The following is an 18,354-nucleotide window of genomic DNA, read 5'->3' as shown; positions in this document are numbered from 1 at the left end:
ACGGAGGCAGGCCCGCGACGCAGCGGAGGTGGCTCCCCGACGGCGGCTAGACTCGGAAGCCGAGGACAGGGGCCGCTCGGTCCCCGACGTGAGATGGGAGTGTGGATGGCCCACGAGAGGAAGCTTCGGATTGCCGCGGTCGGGGACGAGCTCCTGGCCGGCAACGGAGACCCGCGGGCGCTGGGCTGGTTCGGCCGGGTGCTCGCGCGGACGCCCCGCGAGGAGGTGACCCTCGAGTCGTACGTGCTCGCCACGCCCGAGGAGGGCACCGAGGGGCTCGCGGCCCGCTGGGAGGTCGAGACGATGCGGCGGTTCGCCGCCGGCTACGAGAACCGCCTCGTGATCGGGCTCTCGGGGCGGGACATCGCCTTCGGCGTCTCCCCCGCGCGCAGCCGCCTGAACGTCGCGAACATCCTCGACACCGCGCAGCAGAACAGCGCCGAAGTCTTCGTGGTCGGGCCGCCGCCCACCCTCGATCCCGCCCAGAACCGCCGGCTCGCGGAGCTCAACACGGCCTTCGCCGACGTCACGACGCGGCGCAACTACTACTACGTCGACACCTTCTCGCCGCTGCTGAACCACGAGCAGTGGCGCACCGACCTCGCCGGCAACGCCGGTGCGCCCGGGCAGGCCGGCTACGGCCTCATCGCGTGGCTCGTGCTGCACCGCGGGTGGTTCCCCTGGCTGCGGCTCCCGCAGCCGCAGTAGGGCGCCCCGCAGCCGATTCCCGACGCCGGGCGCGCACCGTCCGGGACGACGCGGCCGCGGCCGGGCGGCACAGCGGGCCCCGATCGGCTAGACTGGACGATGGCCTTCTGGGCCACCGGTGCCGGCAACGGCGCCAACCCCTGTAGTCGAAAGAAGGAGGCCAGCCCATGAGCAAGCGTGCACGCAAGCGTCGTGACCGTAAGCGCGGAGGCGCGAACCACGGCAAGCGCCCCAACACCTGAGCGCAGCCACGGTCCGCGACGCGGACACAGATGATGCCCCGGACCGATGGTCCGGGGCATCATCTGTATGAGCTGTCTGTCTGTGCTCGCCCGCGCCGGCCGGCTCAGGCCTCCGCGCGCAGGGAGTGGATCTTGGTCAGGATCGAGTCCTTGAGCGCAGCGGGCGCCTGCTCGTGGCAGCTGCGCTTCATGGCAGACCGGATCATGCACTCCAGATCATGCTCCTCGAGGCACTCGGGGCACGTCTCGAGGTGGTTGCGGATCTCGGCGACCTCGTGGGCCGGCAGTGCTCCGTCGAGGTACTCGTACAGCCGATGGAGGCGGCTGTCGTCACAGTCGCCCAGGCCTTGGCAATCGCTCATTGTTCCTTCTCCTGGGATGCCGCCACGGCCCGGGCTCCAGCGAACCCGCGCTCGGCGGCGTAGTCCGCGAGACGGTCCCTGAGCATCTTGCGGCCGCGGTGCAGGCGGCTCATGACCGTGCCGATGGGGGTGTTCATGATGTCCGAGATCTCCTTGTACGCGAAGCCCTCGACGTCCGCGAAGTAGACCGCGAGGCGGAACTCCTCCGGGATCGACTGCAGCGCCTCCTTGACATCGGAGTCCGGCAGGTGGTCCAGCGCCTCCGCCTCGGCCGAGCGCAGCCCAGTCGAGGTATGCGACTCGGCCCGCGCGAGCTGCCAGTCCTCGACGTTGTCCGTCTGGGCCTGCTGGGGCTCGCGCTGCCGCTTGCGGTACAGGTTGATGTACGTGTTCGTGAGGATCCTGTACAGCCAGGCCTTCAGGTTGGTGCCCGGCTTGTACTGGTGGAAGGCGGCGAACGCCTTCGCGTACGCCTCCTGCACCAGGTCCTCGGCGTCGGCAGGGTTGCGTGCCATGCGCATCGCAGCCGAGTAGAGCTGGTCGACGTACTGCATGGCGTCGCGCTCGAAGCGCTCGCGGCGCTGGTCGTCGGTCTCCGCGGCGTCGGCGCGTGCGGCCGGCCCGCCACCCGGACCGTGGACGGGGGGCTCAGGCTCGTGGGACTCGGGGGCACTCATCGCCGCCCAGTCTACTGTCGGTGCCGCACGGACTGCTCTGCGCACATCAGGGCGATCGAGGACCAGCACTGCGCTCCTTCCTTCCAGCGGCGCCTCGCGGCGCGTCGTCACGGTGCCCGACGGCGCCGCGGAGGCGGGCTCCGCGGGGCTGCTGCGGGGGCGCTGTGGCCGCCGGACACGAGGGAGAACGCGGCGGGAGAAGGAAAATATTCCCCAAAGGTGCCAGACTGGGTCGCGTCGGAACACGCCCGAACCCAGCCTCAGGAGGCCCGATGTCCGCAGTCCGATTCCTCGCCCGACCGCTTCTTGGCTCGTCATTCATCGTCGCCGGCGCGGGAAAGCTGAAGAACGCGGATGACACGGCCGAGCAGCTCTCGCCCGTGCTGCGCCAGGCGGCAGACGCACTCCCGATCCGGGTGGACGAGAAGGTCCTCGCCCGGGCTGTGGGAGCGAGCCAGCTCGGTGCCGGCATCCTGTTCGCCCTCGGCAAGGCCCCGCGGCTGTCCGCCTCCGTGCTCGCGATCACGAGCGCGCTGAACACCTTCGTCGAGTGGCGCAGCGCCGACATCAGCACTCCGGCGGGCCGTGAGGCGCGCCGGAGCGGCCTGCTGAAGAACCTGTCCCTCCTGGGCGGTGTGCTGCTCGCGAGCGTCGACACCAACGGGCGCCCCTCCCTCGCCTGGCGCACGCAGCACCTCGCCGCGGACGCCGGCAAGGCCGGCCGGCGCCAGCTCGCCGCCGCCGAGCAGCGCACGGGCAAGGCGGTCCAGCGCGCCGCGCGCCGGGCCGAGCACACGGCCCGGCGGGCGCAGCACACCGTGCGCTCCGCGGCGAAGGAAGCGGCCAGCGCCGCCTCGGACGTCCTCTCGTGAGCCACTGGCCGGCGCCCTTCGCCGACGGGCCGGTCGACGCCACCGTCACCGTGCCCGGCTCGAAGTCGCTGACCAACCGCTACCTGGTGCTGGCGGCCCTCGCCGACGGCCCCTCGCGCCTGCGGGCGCCGCTCCATTCGCGCGACTCCGCCCTCATGGTCGGGGCCCTGCGCGCGCTCGGCGCCACCGTGACGGAGGCCGAGGGCGACGGCGAGTACGGACCCGACCTCGAGATCACCCCGGCCCCCCACGGCCCCGCCGCCGATCTCGGCCGCACGTCCGTGGACTGCGGGCTGGCCGGCACAGTGATGCGCTTCGTGCCGCCGCTCGCGGCGCTCGCCCGCGGGGACATCGCGTTCGACGGCGATCCGCATGCGCGGGTCCGCCCCATGGGACCCGTCATCGATGCCCTCCGTGCGCTCGGCGTCGAGCTCACGTCGCCCGACGGCGGCACGCCCCGCTCGCTGCCGTTCACGGTGCACGGCACCGGCGCGGTGCGCGGGGGCCACGTCGCCGTCGATGCGGGCGGCTCTAGCCAGTTCGTCTCCGCCCTGCTGCTCGCGGGCGCGCGCTTCGCCGACGGGCTCCACCTCGAGCACGTCGGCGGCCCGGTGCCGAGCCTGGACCACATCTCGATGACCGTCGAGGTCCTCCGGGGCGTGGGCGTGGAGGTCGACGACACGGTCCCCCACCACTGGGTCGTCGCGCCCGGGCCGATCCGGGCCTTCGACGTCCGGATCGAGCAGGACCTCTCCAACGCCGGCCCGTTCCTCGCCGCGGCGCTCGCCACCCGTGGCACCGTCCGCGTGCCCAACTGGCCCGAGCACACGACCCAGGTCGGCGACGCCTGGCGCGAGATCCTCCCGCGCCTCGGCGCCCGCGTGAGCCTCGACGCCGGCACCCTCACCGTCTGCGGCGGCGATCGCATCACAGGTGCGGACCTCGCCGACACGAGCGAGCTCGCCCCGACCGTCGCGGCGCTGTGCGCCCTCGCGGACTCGCCCTCACGCCTCACCGGCATCGCGCACCTGCGGGGCCACGAGACCGACCGGCTCGCGGCCCTCGTGGCCGAGATCACGAGGCTGGGCGGGGACGCCGAGGAGACCGAGGACGGACTGGTCATCAGGCCTGCGCCGCTGCACGGCGGCGTCGTGCACTCGTACGCGGACCACCGCATGGCCACGGCAGGGGCCATCCTGGGCCTCGCCGTGCCCGGCGTCGAGGTCGAGGACATCGCCACGACCGCCAAGACCATGCCGGAATTCCCCGAGATGTGGGCGCGCATGCTGGGCCAGCACGCGCAGGCGGGGGCCACCTCGTAGCATGGGGCAGCGCGAGTGGGACGAGAGCGATGTCCGCGTCCGCCCGAACAAGCGCGGGAGCCGGCCGCGCACCAAGGACCGGCCGAGCCACGACGACGCGGTCGTGGGCCGCATCGTCACGGTCGACCGTGGGCGCTACACGGCGGTCCTCGACGAGGACACGCCCCAGGAGCGGGTGGTGATCGCCGCGCGTGCCCGGGAGCTGCGCCGCACGCCGGTGGTGCCCGGCGACTTCGTCGGCCTCGTCGGCGACGTGAGCGGCCGCCCCGATACGCTCGCACGGCTCGTCCGGATCGAGGAGCGCTCGACCGTCCTGCGGCGCAGCGCCGATGACACCGACCCCATCGAGCGCGTCGTCGTGGCGAACGCGGACCAGCTCGTGATCGTGGTCGCCGCCGCCAATCCGGAGCCCCGCACCGGATTCATCGACCGCGCCCTCGTCGCGGCCTATGACGCGGGGATCGAGCCGCTCCTGCTCGTGACGAAGGCGGACCTGAAGGATCCCGCCGCGCTCCTGGCCAACTACCGGCTCCTGCCCCTCACCGTCGTGGTGAGCCGCACCGCCGAGGAGACCGCAGCGGGCATGCAGCCCGAGGAGGGCCGCTCGGCCACGCTCGACAAGGAGGCCGTCGACCGGCTCCGCGCGCAGCTCGAGGGCCATGTCACCGTGCTCCTGGGCCACTCGGGCGTGGGCAAGTCGACCATGGTCAACGCGCTCACCGGCGCAGACCGCGCCACGGGCGGCGTCAACGCGGTGACCGGGCGCGGCCGGCACACCTCCTCCTCGGCGCTCGCGCTGCGCCTCGCGGACGCCCCGCCCGGCAGCTGGATCATCGACACGCCCGGCATCCGCTCCTTCGGGCTCGCGCACGTGGACCCGGACCGGATCCTGCACGCCTTCGGCGACCTCGAGCCGGGGATCGAGGCGTGCGAGCGCGGCTGCCGGCATGACGCGGCGGCGGTGCACTGCGGCCTCGACGCGTGGGTGGCGCGCGGCCACGCGGGCGACGCCGGCCCGGCCCGCCTCGCGTCGCTGCGCCGCCTCCTCGGGGCAGGACCGCGCGAGGAGGCGGCGGAGGAGAAGGAGCTCGGGGTCTAGGCGCTGCCCCGCCTACGCTGCGCCTCGCGGCTGTGGCGCGCCCCACGGGATAGCGTGGGGTCCATGACCTCAGCGACCGAGACCTCCTACAACGACGACCTCCGCCTCGCCCATGTCCTGGCGGACTCGGTCGACGCCCAGACGATGGAGCGGTTCAAGGCCCTCGACCTGAAGGTGGAGACGAAGCCGGACCTCACCCCGGTCACCGATGCCGACCGCGCCGCCGAGGAGTCGATCCGCGGCCAGCTCTCCCGCTCGCGGCCGCGCGACGCGGTGGTGGGCGAGGAGTTCGGCACCACGGGGCACGGGTCGCGGCGCTGGATCATCGACCCGATCGACGGCACCAAGAACTTCGTCCGGGGCGTACCCGTGTGGGCCACCCTGATTGCCCTGGCCGACGGCGACGAGATCGTGGTCGGCGTGGTCAGCGCCCCGGCCCTCGGGCGGCGGTGGTGGGCGGCCAGGGGCACCGGCGCCTACACCGGGCGGTCCCTCGCCTCGGCGACGCGGCTGAAGGTCTCCGACGTGTCGAAGCTGCAGGACGCCTCCCTGTCCTACTCCTCGCTCTCCGGCTGGAGGGAGCGCGGCAGCCTCGAGGACTTCATCGGCCTGACCGACGAGGTCTGGCGCACCCGGGCCTACGGGGACTTCTGGTCCTACTGCCTCGTCGCCGAGGGCGCCGTCGACATCGCCACCGAGCCCGAGCTCGCGCTCTACGACATGGCAGCGCTCGTGCCGATCGTCACCGAGGCCGGCGGGCGCTTCACCTCGCTCGACGGGCAGGACGGCCCGTGGGGCGGCAACGCGCTCGCGACGAACGGCATCCTGCACTCCGAGGTGCTCGAGAAGCTCAGCCCGGGCCGCGACGACCTGCTGCAGAGATGACGCGGGCCGACGCCCCCGGCGCGCGCCGGTCACCGTTCGTCACACTGGCCTGCCCCGGCCCGGTCGGCGTGCGCGCCCCGGCGGCGGTGCCCTAGGGTCTTTCCCAAGGTCACGAGTGCCAGCGCGAAACCCCGGTTTGCTGGCCGGCAACCCTCCCTGACGCGGCGGGGTGCCCCGGGTGACGACCGGGCCGGTCCGGAGCGGACACGGCAAGCGCGGACCCGAGGGTCCCTCGTTCGTGAGGAACGCCGATGAGCACTGTCCTGTCCCCCACCGCCGCCGCTTCCGGGCTGAGCGCCCGGTACCCGGACGCGCTCGAGCCGCTCGCCGCCGTCGTCGGCGCCGATCTCGCCGCGCCCCTCGTGGGCGGCGGGAGCGTCCGGTACGCGAACCTCGACTACGCGGCGTCGGCCCCTGCCCTGGCCGAGGTCGCCGACTACCTCACCGAAGTGCTGCCCTTCTACGCCAGCGTGCACCGCGGCGCCGGCTACGCGTCGCAGATCAGCACGAGCGTCTACGAGAACGCCCGCGGGATCGTGCGCGGCTTCGTCGGGGCGAGGCCCGACGACGCGGTCGTGTTCACGCGCAACACCACCGACTCCCTCAACCTCCTCGCCGGCTGCGTCCCGCCCGGCCTCGACGTCCTCTACCTCGACATCGAGCACCACGCGAACCTCCTGCCCTGGCAGGGGCGCCCGCACCGCAGCGTCGTCGCCGCGGACACGGTCGCCGAGACGCTCGGGCGCCTCGGTGCCGAGCTCGCCCGGGGCGGGGTGGGCCTGCTCGCCGTCACGGGCGCCTCCAACGTCACCGGCGAGGTCCTGCCCCTCGCCGAGCTCGCCTCCCTCGCCCACCGCCACGGCGCGAGGATCCTCGTCGACGCCGCGCAGCTCGCCCCGCACCGCCGGATCCGCATGGCCGGCGGCCCCGCCTCCGGGACGGACATCGACTACCTCGCATTCTCGGGCCACAAGCTCTACGCCCCCTTCGGCAGCGGCGTGCTCGTGGGCCGCCCCGACTGGCTCGACGCCGGCCGCCCGCACCTCGCCGGCGGGGGCGCGGTCAGCGAGGTGCGGCTCGAATCCGTGGCCTGGGCGGCCGGCCCCGCCCGCCACGAGGCCGGTTCCCCCAACGTCCTCGGCGCCGCGACGCTCGCCCGCGCCGCCCAGGCACTCGGCTCCCTTGACCCCGCTGCGTGGGCGCGGCACGAGGAGCAGCTGCGCGCCGCGCTCGTGGAGGGGCTGGAGACGGTCGACGGCGTCGGCGTCCACCGGCTCTTCGCCGACGCACCGTCGGCGATCGGCGTGGTGAACTTCTCGGTCGCCGGCTACGACGCGGGCCTCGCGGCCGCCTACCTCTCTGCCGAGCACGGCATCGGCGTGCGCGACGGGAGGTTCTGCGCCCACCCTGCCCTGACCCGGCTGGGCCTGCCCGCGGGGTCGCTGCGGGCCAGCTTCGGCGTCGGGTCGAGGCTCGAGGACGTCGAGCGGCTCGTCGCGGCGGTCCGGCAGCTCGTGGAGGTGGGGCTGGGCATCGACTACGCGATCGACGCCGGGCGCTGGGTGCCGGCCCGGGACACCCGCCCGTTCCCCGACTGGGCGCCGAACACGCCGGGCACCGCGGGGGCCGCGCCGTGCACCCCCGGCGACTGAACGGCGTCGTCCGCGCACCGTAGAGTGGTGAGCCGGAATCCTCTGGGAGGACTAGGGCTCGGGAGGGACTATGGGACGGGGCGGGCCGAAGTTCGACGATGCCCGGCGGCGTGAGCTCGCCGGGGCCTTCGCCGCAGGCGGCGAGCACTACGAGCGGGTCCGCCCGGGCTATCCGGTGCAGGCGGCCGACTGGATCGTGCCGGACGGGGCGCGCACCGCGGTGGACCTCGGCGCCGGGACCGGCAAGTTCACCGAGCTGCTCGTCGCCCGGGGCCTCGCCGTGACGGCCGTGGACCCGTCCGCGGACATGCTGGCCCAGCTCGCCGCCAGGCTGCCCTCCGTCACGTGCGTCGCCGCGCCCGCCGAGAGGACGGGACTGCCGCCCGCCTCGACAGACGTGGTGGTCGCTGCGCAGGCCTGGCACTGGTTCGATACGGCTGCCGCGACCCGCGAGGCGGCCCGGCTGCTCCGTCCGGGCGGCCGGGCCGGGCTCGTATGGAACCAGCTCGACACGCGCATCCCCTGGGTCCACCGGCTCTCCCGGATCATGCATGCCGGCGACGTCCACAAGCCCGACTACCAGCCGCCGTCCGGTCCCGAGCTGCACGGCTGGGAGCCGCTCGTGATCGCGTGGGAGGATCCGATCACCCCCGAGGGCATCGTGGAGCTGACCAAGTCCCGCAGCTACTACCTGCGGGCCTCGGAGAAGCACCGGCGCAGGGTCGAGGACAATCTGGCGTGGTACCTCTTCGAGCACCTCGGCCACTCCCCCGGCGAGACCCTTGCCCTGCCGTACATCACCCAGGCATGGCGGGCCACGGAGGCGCCCGGCTGAGGCGCCTCGCAGCGCGCCTCCCCGGGGGCAGCCTTGCGGGGCGCAGCTCCGCTCCCTAGTATTTAGGTGTACCGAACAATTATGTTTGGCGCGTCTAAGCGCCAGCACGTGCTGGCGAGGAGGCCGGTCGACGGTGGACAGGACGCTGAGGGCCGCGGAGCGCACGGGCGCGGGCCGCTCCCGCTGGCCCCTGCTCCTGGGGACTCTCGGGCCCGCCTTCGTCGCCTCGGTGGCGTACGTGGATCCGGGCAACGTCGCGGCGAACCTGACCGCCGGCGCACGCTACGGCTACCTGCTCATGTGGGTCCTCGTCCTGGCCAACCTCATGGCGATGCTCGTCCAGTACCTCTCCGCGAAGCTCGGGGTCGTCACGGGCCGCACGCTCCCAGAACTCCTCGGCAGCCGCCTCCGGCCCGGCCCCCGCCGGCTGTACTGGGCGCAGGCCGAGATCGTCGCGCTCGCCACGGACCTCGCCGAGGTCGTAGGCGGGGCGCTCGCGCTGCAGCTCCTGTTCAGGATCCCGCTCCCCGTGGGCGCCGTGATCGTCGGCGTCGTCTCGATGGGTATCCTCGCGATCCAGGACTTCCGCACCCAGCAGCGGTTCGAGCTGGCGATCGTCGCGCTCCTCGCCGTCATCGCGCTCGGCTTCCTCGCCGGACTCGCCCTCAGGCCTCCTTCGCCGGCCGGCATGGCCGGCGGGCTCGTGCCCCGGTTCGACGGCCCCGACTCGGTCCTGCTCGCCGCCTCGATGCTGGGCGCCACCGTGATGCCCCACGCGATCTACGTCCACTCCGCGCTCTCGCGCGACCGCCACCGCGGCGACGCCGACGGCCACCCCGGCGCCCCCGCCATCCGGCGCCTCCTGCACGGAACCCGGGTGGACGTGGTCGCCGCCCTCGGTGTGGCCGGCGTCGTGAACATCGGCATGCTCCTCCTCGCCGCCGCCACCCTCGGCGGCACCGAGGGCACGGACTCGATCGAGGGAGCGCACGCGGCGATCGAGAGGGCGCTCGGCCCTGCGGTGGGCATCGTCTTCGCCGTGGGGCTCCTCGCCAGCGGCCTCGCGTCCACCGCCGTGGGCTCCTACGCCGGTGCGACGATCATGCAGGGCCTGCTCCAGCGGCGCATCCCGCTCGTGCTCCGCCGGGCCATCACCCTCGTCCCCTCGGTCCTGGTCCTCGCCCTCGGCGTGGACCCCACCTGGGCCCTTGTCGTGAGCCAGGCGGTGCTGAGCTTCGGCATCCCCTTCGCCCTCGTCCCGCTCATCCGGCTCAGCACCTCGGCCGCCGTCGTCGGGGACCACACCCTGCGGCCGCCGCTCGTGGTCGCCGCCTGGCTCAGCGCGGCACTGGTCATCGTGCTCAACCTCGCCCTGCTCTGGCTCACGGTCGGGCCCCTGCTCGGACGGTAGGGTGGGTGGCGTGAAAAGCCAGCTCTCCTCCTCCACAGAGGACTACGTGAAGACGATCTATGCCTTCACCGAGTGGCAGGACGCTCCCATCACGTCCTCGCAGCTCGCGGCACGGCTCGGCGTGGCGAACTCGTCGGTGTCGGAGATGGTCCGCAAGCTCAAGGACCTCGGGCTCGTGGACCACCGCCCGTACGGCGCCGTGCGGCTCACGGAGGAAGGGCGCCGCGTGGCGCTCACCATGGTCCGCAGGCACCGCCTGCTCGAGACCTTCCTGGTCAACGAGCTCGGGTACAGCTGGGACGAGGTGCACGTCGAGGCGGAGCTGCTCGAGCACGCGGTCTCCGACCTCTTCGTCGAGCGGCTCGCGGACAAGCTCGGGAACCCCGCCCGCGACCCGCACGGAGACCCGATCCCGACGGCGGAGGGAACCGTCCCCCACATCGACGCCCACCGCCTGCGCGAGCTGGATCCCGGGCACGCGGGACGCATCACGCGCATCAGCGACGAGAACCCCGATCTGCTCCGCTACCTGGCACAGGAGAGGATCTCCCTCGACACGGACGTGACCGTGGTGCGGCGCAAGCCGTTCGGCGGCCCGCTCGTGGTGCGCATCGACGACGGCGGCGCCTCGCGCGACTTCGACGTCGCGGACGAGGTGGCCGACGCCGTGTGGGTCCGCAGCGGCCATCCGCACCCGGGCTGCACGCTCGAGCCCGGCGCCTAGTACTTCGGCTGGAGCCAGAAGGCGAGCACCGTGTCGGCCAGGGCGAGGACTGCCAGCGCGAGGCCCAGCGGCTGCCCGGCGGCCGCAGCGGCGAGCCCAGCCGCTCCGAACGCGCCCAGAGCCATGAGGGGGCGCCAGGGCCAGGGGATCCTCCTGGCTGCCCGGGGCGCCATGAACACGCCCCAGGCGACGGCGAACGCGGCGGCCAGGACCAGGCCCGCGACCGCGCCGCCCGCCCCGGGCGCGAGCCTGCTGCCCAGATACCAGGAGGCCCCGAGGGCGGCCACCTCGAGGAGGAACGCGAGCGCGGCATGCAGAATGTTCCACGGGCCGCCCGGGGCCTCGCGCCCCCGTGGGGCGGGCCGGCGGCCGGCCCTGCGTCGCGTGGCGTCAGAGGTCATGGCGGTCCCTCCCAGAACTCGTGCGGTGCCCCCGTGCCCTGATCCTGGCGGCCGGGATGCCCACGGCGGAGGTTGCCGCGGCGGCGGCGAGCAGGAGCGCCGTCGCCGCCGTCCCGCGCCGGAAGCCGACGTCGTCGAGCATCCCGCCGACGATCGCCCCCGAGGCTGCGATCGCCACGAGGGACGCGATGCGCGCGGCGGCATTGTTCACCGCCGAGCCCACGCCCTCTGACCCGGCCGGCACCGCCCCGAGGACCGTCGAGGTCAGCGGTGCCACCATGACGGCGAGGCCCAGGCCCAGCAGCACCATGGGGCCGAAGACGTCCCGCCAGTACCCCAGCGGCGGAGCGGACAGGGCGAGCCAGGCGAAGCCGGCGGCGGCGATGGCCGGGCCGGCGGCCATCGGCAGCCGCGGTCCCGTGCGGGCCGTGAGCCGCGCCACCGTGCCGGAGAGGAAGAGCATCGGCAGGGTGGCGGGAAGCATCCCCACGCCGGCGGCGAATGCTGTCAGCCCCATCCGCTGCTGGAGGTACAGGCCCACGAGGAAGGCTCCGAGCCCGAGGGCGCCGTAGGCCCAGACCGTGGCCACGTTGCCGGCCGCGAAGGTGCGGTTGCGGAAGAGTGCCAGCGGGAGCTGCGGCGAGGCGGCACGGCGCTGCCGCGCGGCATAGGCCGCCACCGCCGCGGCCCCGACAGCGAGCGGGCCGAGGACCCAGGCACTGGCCCACCCCAGCGTGGTCTGCCAGATGAGCCCCAGCACGATCCCGCCGAGGCCCACGACTCCCAGCCCCGCGCTCGCCAGGTCGAACGGCTCTGTCTGCGGCGGCCGCGGGGCCGCGCCGCGCCGCAGCACCGCGAGCGGGCGGGCCAGGACGGCCGCGGGGACGAGATTGACCAGGAACACGAGCCTCCAGCTGCCGAGCGTCACCAGGGCACCCCCGATGAACGGGGCAGCAACGGAGGCCGCGGCCGTCCACGCCGTCCACCGGGCGATCAGCCGGAGTCGGACCGGCCCCTCCGCGGAGGCCGTGATGAGGGCTAGGGCGCTGGGCGTGATGAGCGCTCCCGCCGCGCCCTGAAGGACCCGGGCCCCGACGAGGACCCAGCCGGCCGGTGCGAGGCCGCAGGCCACTGACGTGAGCGTGAACGCTGCCGTGCCCACGGCGAGCATCCGCTCGGTGCCCCAGCGGTCCGCGACTGCGCCGGCCGCCAGGAGCAGCGAGCCGAGGGTGAGGAGGTAGCCGTCCACCACCCACTGCTGGAGGAGGAGGCCGCCGCCCAGTTCGCGCTGGATCGCGGGGAGCGCGAGGCCCACCCCTGAGGAGTCGATGATCACGAGGCAGCTCGAGGTGACGGCAGCGAGCAGTACGCGGCGCAGGGCGGCCGCATCCGGAGCGTTCACAGGGCCATCCTCCCCGCTATCCCCTGCCGGTACGAGATCTGGGGCGCAACACCCTCCTGAGCACGGATGCGTGGGCGTTAAAGCACTGCAGCGGTCCCTCCTGTACGGAGGGACCGCTGCGGTCCAGGGTGGAGATGGGGGGAATTGAACCCCCGTCCGGTGCGGTTTTGCCAGGTATTCTCCGGGCGCAGTGTGCGTCGGGATTTCTCGGCCCCAGCCATCATGCACACCAGTGGCTGACCCGGGCCCAGTCGTCTAAAAGTCCCAGCAGCTCCGACGACGAGAGCTGCCAGCAGTGGCTATCTAATCGACGCCAGGATCCGGGACGATAGCAATCCCGGGCTGACGGACTTGCTCGCTACTTAGGCAGCGAGGGCGAAGTCAGTGCGCTTAGAGTTGGCACTTATTGGTTTACAGAGAGCGTTGACGAGATGACTCTGCATCCTCGGCCCGCTTCCCCTGTCTCGACCTACACCGTCGAAACCGATCATCCCCGTATGTGGTTGTCAAACCGCCCCGGCCTGAACCGGGGCTCCGCCGGCGAACCGTCGGAACAGCCAGTATAGCGCGTGGGGCGGCGCAGATATTCCCGCCCGCACCGCGGGCCGGCAGCGCGCCCCGGGCGGCGGCGTCACCGCGGAAGGAGGCCTGCCCGGTCCTTCGCGCCGAGGACGGCCAGCGCGGCGGCGTCCACCGTGGAGGCGAACGCCGGGTCTGCCTTCGCGCGGGCCACGATCCCGGCCCAGATCCGCGGAGCCAGCTGCTGGTCCGTGCACAGCGCCAGCGTGCCGCCGGCGGCGAGGAAGTCCGCCCCGCGCTGCTCGGGGGCGACGCCGGAGAGCTGGACCGCGTCGCAGAGGTCGTCCGAGACGACGACGCCGCGGAAGCCGAGGTCGCCGCGCAGCATGCCCCCGATCACGGTCGGCGAGAAGACTGCGTCGTGCCGCGCGTCGATGGCCGGGTAGGAGGCGTTGGAGAGCATCATCCACGGCGCCCCGGCCTTCACCGCGTCCGCGAAGGGCGCGACGAAGGGGTCATGCCGGCCGGTCACGGTGTCCGTGACGCCCGAGGCCGTGTCGGTGTTCGCAGTGACGCGCCCGAGGCCGGGGAAGTGCTTGGGCACCGCGACGAGGCCGGCGTCGGCCATCCCCTGGGCGAAGGCGATGCCGTGGGCGGAGACCGCCGCCGGGGTGTAGCCGAACTCGCGCTGGAAGTGCCCGATGGGCGTGTTCTGCGGTGCGAACGCCGCGGACGGCACGGTGTCCATGACGGGGGCGAAGTTCACATTGACGCCCGCGGCGGCCAGCTCGCGGCCCCACCCCGCAGCGGCGGCCCGCAGGGCTGCGGGCCCCATGCTCCCCTGCGCGAGGGCCGTGGGCATGTCGGAGAACCCCGGGCCGCGCAGGACCTGGACCTGGCCGCCCTCCTGGTCGGTGGCGATGAACTGTCCCACCCGCCGGGTCGCGGCGTCCGTGGCCTCGGCCCTGATGCCGCGGACGACGGCGGCCACGGCCCCCACCCCGGCGGTCGAGCGGCCCTTGAGGAAGACGTTGCCGATGTGGAGCCGGCGCATGGCGTCGAGGGCCGCGGCGTCGGGGCCGGCCGCCGGGGAGCTGACCATGATGATCTGCCCCACGCGCTGCTCGAGGCTCATCGAGGCCAGGATCTGGGCCGCGCGGCTTGTGCCGGGGCTCGCCGTGGTGCTCGGACGCGGCGTGGGGGCGGACGACGTCGGCGGCGCACCGGCGGCGCTCGGGGTGGCGGTCGGCGTCGGCCGGGTGCTGGCCCCCGAGGGCGAGGCGGGACCCGGACTGGCGGCCGCCGCGGACGGGGTCGGTCCCTGCGCGGCCGTGGGGCCTGCGAACAGGCGCGGCAGGACCAGGGCGCCCGCCACCGCGAGCACGGCAACGATGCCGACCGCGACCGCAGCCCAGACCTTCCAGTTCCTGTGGGGCATGTCCTGTCTCCGGCGCTGTTCCGTCAGCGGCGGTTCCGGGCCCGCATGGCGCGCAGGGCCTCGCGCTTGTCCTGCGCCTCGCGGAGGGCGTGGCGCTTGTCGTAGTCCTTCTTGCCGCGCGCGAGCGCGATCTCGACCTTGGCGCGGCCGTCGCTGAAGTACACCTGCAGCGGCACCACTGTCAGCCCCGACTCGTTGACCTTGTGCTCGATCTTCGCGAGCTCCTCCCGGTGCAGCAGGAGCTTGCGCTTCCGCTTGGACGGGTGGTTGGTCCAGGACCCCTGGGTGTACTCGGGGATGTTGACCGCCTCGAGCCACAGCTCGCCCCGGTCGAAGTGGCAGAAGCCCTCGGCGAGGGAGATGTGGCCCTCGCGGAGCGACTTCACCTCGGTGCCCATGAGGACGAGCCCGGCCTCCCAGGTGTCCAGGACCTCGTAGTCGTGCCGGGCCTTGCGGTTGGTGGCCACGACCTTCCGGCCACTCTCTCTGGGCACGGCGGCACTCCTTGCGGATTCGGTGATCGGTCTGCGATCAGGGGGGACATTCGCTGCCGCGTGGCGCGGCACGGGACCTACCAGTCTACAGCAGCCCCATGGGATTGACGGGCTGGCCGTTGAGCCAGGTCTCGAAGTGGGCGTGGCAGCCGGTCGAGTTGCCGGTGTTGCCCGAGTAGGCGATCAGCTGCCCCTGGCTCACCTGCTGGCCCGGCGAGACCACGACGTTCGTGTTGTGGTAGTAGACGGTGGTCAGAGAGTTCCCGTTCACCACGCCGTGGGAGATCATCACCGTCCACCCGCCGCCGCCGGTGGTCCATCCGCCGACGGTCACGGTGCCCGCCGCGGCGGCATGGACCGGGGTGCCGCAGGCGGCGCCGAAGTCGATGCCGGTGTGCATGTAGCCGCCGGTCCCGTAGAAGTCGATCGTGCCCGGCGGCGTCGCGCGCCAGCCGAAGCCCGAGGTGATGGGGATGTTGCCGTCAAACGGGTGGATGAGCCCGAACGCGGAGGGCGTCACCGCCGCCGACTGCGCCTGGCGCGTCTCCTCCGCGGCCTGGTTGGCGGCGGCCTGGGCCGCAGCCTCGGCGGCCGCCCGGGCCTGGCCGGCGCGGATGGCGGCCTGCCGGGCCTCCTCGGCCCGCTGGGCGGCGATGCGCCGCTGCTCGGCCTCCCACGCCTCGCGGAGCCTGCGGTCGCGGTCCTGGATCTGGGCGGCGACCTGGTCCTGCTGGGCCTTGACGTCGGCGATCTGCTTCTGGATGGCGGGCTTCTGCGCCTCGAGCTCCTTGCTCAGCCGGCCCGTGTCGTCCACCAGCTTGTCCACGGCGGCCTTCTTCGCCGCGGCGTCGTCGCGGGCGGCCTGCTCCTTCTTGAGCGCCTCGTCCGCCTTGCCCTTGAGGTCCTCGATCTCGGCCTCCACGGCCGCGAGGCGCGCCTGCGAGTTCACGTTCGCGGCGTTCTGCTGCGCGAGCTGGTCCAGCGCCGTGTTCTGGCTCTCCATCACGGTGTCCGCGAGGTCGAGCGAGCCGCTCAGCGAGCCCGTCTCCCCCGACCCGAGCATGAGCCCGACGTTCGAGGGCACTCCGCCGGACATGTAGGACTCGCTCGCGATCTCGCCGATGAGCTTCTTGGTGCTGTCCATCTTGCCGCGGTCGCTCTGGAGCTGGGCCGTGATCTTGGCCTTGCTCTGCTGCGCGGCGTCGACACGGACGGCCAGCGCGTCGACCTCGTTGCTCGCGGCGGCGACGCGGCCCTGGGCGTCGAGCAGCGCCTGCTGGGCCCCGGGGAGGCGGGCCTGGTACGTCGCCAGGTCGGCGGCGGTCTGCTGGATCTTCCCGTCGAGGAACTCGAGGGAATCCTTCACCTCCTGGGCGCGCTGGTCCAGCTGGGCCTTCTGGTCGTCGAGGTTGTCCGCCCTCGCCCCGGAGCCGGACAGCGCGAGGGCGACCACGAGCATCGCCGCCGCCGTGAGCCCGGTGGCCCGGCGGAACGCCGTACGGCCTCCCCCGGGCACGAAGCCGGCTCGAGTGGGGACCACCTGCATCCGTCTGCGCTCCTGTCCGTCTAAACCTTGAGATACCGACGCAGGGTCAGCATCGATGAGACGCCCGCGAGGACCACGCCCGTTCCGACGAGCAGCGGCGCGAGCATGAGGGTCTGGGAGGGCGAGATGAACGCCGTCCCGGGGTACTGGGACGTCAGGACGTCACCGAGGAAGAACTTCGCCACGGCCCAGAGGGTGCCCGAGGCGAGCACCGCGCCGACCACGGCCGCGATGGTCCCCTCCAGCACGAACGGGAGCTGGATCATGAGCTTGGACGCCCCGACGAGGCGCATGATCCCGGTCTCGCGGCGCCGGCTGAAGGCCGAGAGCCTGATCGTCGTGGCGATGAGGAGGATCGCACAGACGATCATGACCCCCGCGATGACGATCGCGACGAGCGAGGCGGCGTTCATGACCGAGAAGAGCCGTTCGAGGACCTCCCGCTGGTCGCTCACGAGCCGGACACCCGGCCGCGAGGAGAAGGTCTCGGAGATGATCTGGTACTTCTGGGGGTCCTTGAGGTTGACCCTGAAGGAGGCCGGGAGCTGGTCCGGCGTCACGGAGTCCACGATCGGGGAGTTCGCGAACTGCTCGCGGTAGTGCTGGTAGGCCTCGTTCTGGGACTCGAAGTGGTAGTCGGACACGTACTGGGCGACGGCCGGGGACGAGAGCAGGGCCTCGAGCGACTTGCGCTGGTCGTCGGTCACGGCGCCGGAGACGCAGCCGGGGGCCTTCGAGGTGCCGTTGCACAGGAAGATGGCCACCTGCACGCGGTCGTACCAGTAGCCCTTCATCTGGTTGATCTGCAGCTGCAGCATGCCGGCAGCGCCCACGAAGGTCAGCGACACGAAGGTCACGAGCACCACCGAGACCACCATGGTCAGGTTCCGGCGCAGGCCGCTCGCGATCTCGCCGAGGATGAAGGCGGCCCTCATGCGCGCTCTCCCCCGGCCGGGGCCACCGCGGGGATCATCGAGGTGTACAGCGCCTTGGCCTCGTCGCGGATCACGCGCCCGTCCACGAGCTCGATCACGCGCTTGCGCATCGAGTTGACGATGTCGGTGTCATGGGTGGCCATCACCACGGTGGTGCCGTTCTGGTTGATGCGGTCGAGGACGGACATGATCCCCTGGGACGTGGTCGGGTCGAGGTTTCCGGTGGGCTCGTCCGCGAGGAGGATCCCGGGGCGGTTCACGACCGCACGGGCGATCGCCACGCGCTGCTGCTCGCCGCCGGAGAGCTCGTGCGGCATGCGGTGGCCCTTGCCCTCCAGGCCCACCGTCTTGAGGACCTCGGGGACGGCGTCGCGGATGATCGCGCGGCTGCGCCCGATCACCTGCATGGCGAAGGCGACGTTGGCAAACACGGTCTTCTGCGGCAGGAGCCGGAAGTCCTGGAACACGACGCCGATGCCGCGCCTCAGGCGGGGCACGCGCCAGCTCGGCAGCGAGGCCACGTTCTGCCCGGCCACCAGCACCGCGCCGCTCGTTGCCCGTTCCTCGCGCATGACGAGGCGGAGGAAGGTGGACTTGCCGGATCCCGAGGCGCCGACGAGGAAGGCGAACTCCCCCCGCTCGATCTCGAGACTGACGGAGTCGAGCGCCGGGCGGGCCTTCCGGTCGTAGACCTTCGTGACATTGTCGAAGCGGATCATTGCTCTCAAACCCGTCGGGACGCACGCGTCCTGAGCCCGGCGCTCGGGCGAGGCTCGGAGGCAGGGGGCGCCGGCTGCTCGACTATAAGCACAAGGGCAGGACGTCCCGGG

The 18,354-nt window shown here is 72.9% G+C and carries 19 protein-coding genes, 1 other RNA gene and 1 riboswitch; of the genes, 10 read left to right on the top strand and 10 right to left on the bottom strand.

The window, feature by feature from the left end; genetic code table 11:
- The first annotated feature begins 105 nt into the window (after positions 1–105).
- Positions 106–708 (top strand): GDSL-type esterase/lipase family protein, encoded by a 603-nt coding sequence (locus ACYVKZ_RS01590; RefSeq protein ID WP_307003833.1) that lies wholly within the window; start codon positions 106–108, stop codon positions 706–708.
- Between the two features lie 167 nt (positions 709–875).
- Complete coding sequence (locus ACYVKZ_RS01585) at positions 876–950, top strand: 50S ribosomal protein bL37 (protein ID WP_369299106.1); 75 nt, start codon at positions 876–878, stop codon at positions 948–950.
- Between the two features lie 104 nt (positions 951–1,054).
- Here the strand turns inward: ACYVKZ_RS01585 and rsrA are convergent, their stop codons facing one another.
- The gene (gene rsrA, locus ACYVKZ_RS01580; RefSeq protein WP_460990276.1) at positions 1,055–1,312 is read right to left on the bottom strand and encodes a mycothiol system anti-sigma-R factor; all 258 of its coding nucleotides are present in this window, start codon (positions 1,310–1,312) and stop codon (positions 1,055–1,057) included.
- Entirely contained in the window at positions 1,309–1,989 is a 681-nt protein-coding gene (locus ACYVKZ_RS01575; RefSeq protein ID WP_460990275.1) for a sigma-70 family RNA polymerase sigma factor, read from the bottom strand. Before ACYVKZ_RS01575 ends, rsrA begins: the two co-directional genes overlap by 4 nt.
- Before the next feature lie 272 nt (positions 1,990–2,261).
- Here ACYVKZ_RS01575 and ACYVKZ_RS01570 point away from each other — a divergent pair, with 272 nt between their 5' ends.
- From ACYVKZ_RS01570 to ACYVKZ_RS01535, 8 genes are all read left to right on the top strand, one after another.
- Positions 2,262–2,861 (top strand): DoxX family protein, encoded by a 600-nt coding sequence (locus ACYVKZ_RS01570; RefSeq protein ID WP_460990274.1) that lies wholly within the window; start codon positions 2,262–2,264, stop codon positions 2,859–2,861.
- Complete coding sequence (gene aroA / locus ACYVKZ_RS01565; protein WP_460990273.1) at positions 2,858–4,183, top strand: 3-phosphoshikimate 1-carboxyvinyltransferase; 1,326 nt, start codon at positions 2,858–2,860, stop codon at positions 4,181–4,183. Before ACYVKZ_RS01570 ends, aroA begins: the two co-directional genes overlap by 4 nt.
- Position 4,184: 1 nt before the next feature.
- Entirely contained in the window at positions 4,185–5,282 is a 1,098-nt protein-coding gene (gene rsgA, locus ACYVKZ_RS01560; protein WP_460990272.1) for a ribosome small subunit-dependent GTPase A, read from the top strand.
- 63 nt (positions 5,283–5,345) lie between these two features.
- Positions 5,346–6,167 carry a histidinol-phosphatase gene (gene hisN, locus ACYVKZ_RS01555; protein ID WP_460990271.1) on the top strand — a complete coding sequence of 274 codons (822 nt, stop codon included), beginning with the start codon at positions 5,346–5,348 and terminating at the stop codon, positions 6,165–6,167.
- A 107-nt stretch (positions 6,168–6,274) separates the two neighbouring features.
- A riboswitch (SAM riboswitch) is annotated at positions 6,275–6,389 on the top strand.
- A 29-nt stretch (positions 6,390–6,418) separates the two neighbouring features.
- Positions 6,419–7,819 carry an aminotransferase class V-fold PLP-dependent enzyme gene (locus tag ACYVKZ_RS01550; RefSeq protein WP_460990270.1) on the top strand — a complete coding sequence of 467 codons (1,401 nt, stop codon included), beginning with the start codon at positions 6,419–6,421 and terminating at the stop codon, positions 7,817–7,819.
- A 70-nt stretch (positions 7,820–7,889) separates the two neighbouring features.
- Positions 7,890–8,654 carry a class I SAM-dependent methyltransferase gene (locus tag ACYVKZ_RS01545; RefSeq protein WP_460990269.1) on the top strand — a complete coding sequence of 255 codons (765 nt, stop codon included), beginning with the start codon at positions 7,890–7,892 and terminating at the stop codon, positions 8,652–8,654.
- Positions 8,655–8,787: 133 nt separating this feature from the next.
- Positions 8,788–10,065, top strand: coding sequence for an Nramp family divalent metal transporter (locus tag ACYVKZ_RS01540; protein ID WP_460990268.1), 1,278 nt, complete (start codon positions 8,788–8,790; stop codon positions 10,063–10,065).
- A 10-nt stretch (positions 10,066–10,075) separates the two neighbouring features.
- Positions 10,076–10,789 carry a metal-dependent transcriptional regulator gene (locus tag ACYVKZ_RS01535; RefSeq protein ID WP_460990267.1) on the top strand — a complete coding sequence of 238 codons (714 nt, stop codon included), beginning with the start codon at positions 10,076–10,078 and terminating at the stop codon, positions 10,787–10,789.
- Here ACYVKZ_RS01535 and ACYVKZ_RS01530 read toward each other — a convergent pair.
- The 8 genes from ACYVKZ_RS01530 to ftsE form a co-directional block, all read right to left on the bottom strand.
- Positions 10,786–11,190, bottom strand: coding sequence for a DUF2568 domain-containing protein (locus ACYVKZ_RS01530; RefSeq protein ID WP_460990266.1), 405 nt, complete (start codon positions 11,188–11,190; stop codon positions 10,786–10,788). The two genes, ACYVKZ_RS01535 and ACYVKZ_RS01530, sit on opposite strands and share 4 nt — an antisense overlap.
- Positions 11,180–12,592 carry an MFS transporter gene (locus tag ACYVKZ_RS01525; RefSeq protein WP_460990265.1) on the bottom strand — a complete coding sequence of 471 codons (1,413 nt, stop codon included), beginning with the start codon at positions 12,590–12,592 and terminating at the stop codon, positions 11,180–11,182. Before ACYVKZ_RS01525 ends, ACYVKZ_RS01530 begins: the two co-directional genes overlap by 11 nt.
- A gap of 126 nt (positions 12,593–12,718) precedes the next feature.
- Positions 12,719–13,087, bottom strand: a transfer-messenger RNA (tmRNA) gene (gene ssrA, locus ACYVKZ_RS01520).
- A gap of 136 nt (positions 13,088–13,223) precedes the next feature.
- The gene (locus ACYVKZ_RS01515) at positions 13,224–14,549 is read right to left on the bottom strand and encodes a glycoside hydrolase family 3 N-terminal domain-containing protein (protein WP_460990264.1); all 1,326 of its coding nucleotides are present in this window, start codon (positions 14,547–14,549) and stop codon (positions 13,224–13,226) included.
- 23 nt (positions 14,550–14,572) lie between these two features.
- Positions 14,573–15,043, bottom strand: coding sequence for an SsrA-binding protein SmpB (gene smpB, locus ACYVKZ_RS01510; protein WP_307003855.1), 471 nt, complete (start codon positions 15,041–15,043; stop codon positions 14,573–14,575).
- Between the two features lie 85 nt (positions 15,044–15,128).
- Positions 15,129–16,583 (bottom strand): peptidoglycan DD-metalloendopeptidase family protein, encoded by a 1,455-nt coding sequence (locus ACYVKZ_RS01505; RefSeq protein WP_460990263.1) that lies wholly within the window; start codon positions 16,581–16,583, stop codon positions 15,129–15,131.
- A gap of 26 nt (positions 16,584–16,609) precedes the next feature.
- Complete coding sequence (gene ftsX / locus ACYVKZ_RS01500; protein WP_460990262.1) at positions 16,610–17,524, bottom strand: permease-like cell division protein FtsX; 915 nt, start codon at positions 17,522–17,524, stop codon at positions 16,610–16,612.
- Positions 17,521–18,243: a cell division ATP-binding protein FtsE gene (ftsE, locus tag ACYVKZ_RS01495; protein ID WP_310076935.1), complete on the bottom strand. Its 723-nt coding sequence runs from the start codon at positions 18,241–18,243 to the stop codon at positions 17,521–17,523. The genes ftsX and ftsE overlap by 4 nt, the downstream gene beginning before the upstream one ends.
- Positions 18,244–18,354: the final 111 nt, after the last annotated feature.

The sequence above is a fragment of the Sinomonas soli genome (assembly GCF_054782415.1).
The sequence above is the reverse complement of the archived record's forward strand: the minus strand, read 5'-3'. Positions and strand labels throughout refer to the sequence as shown.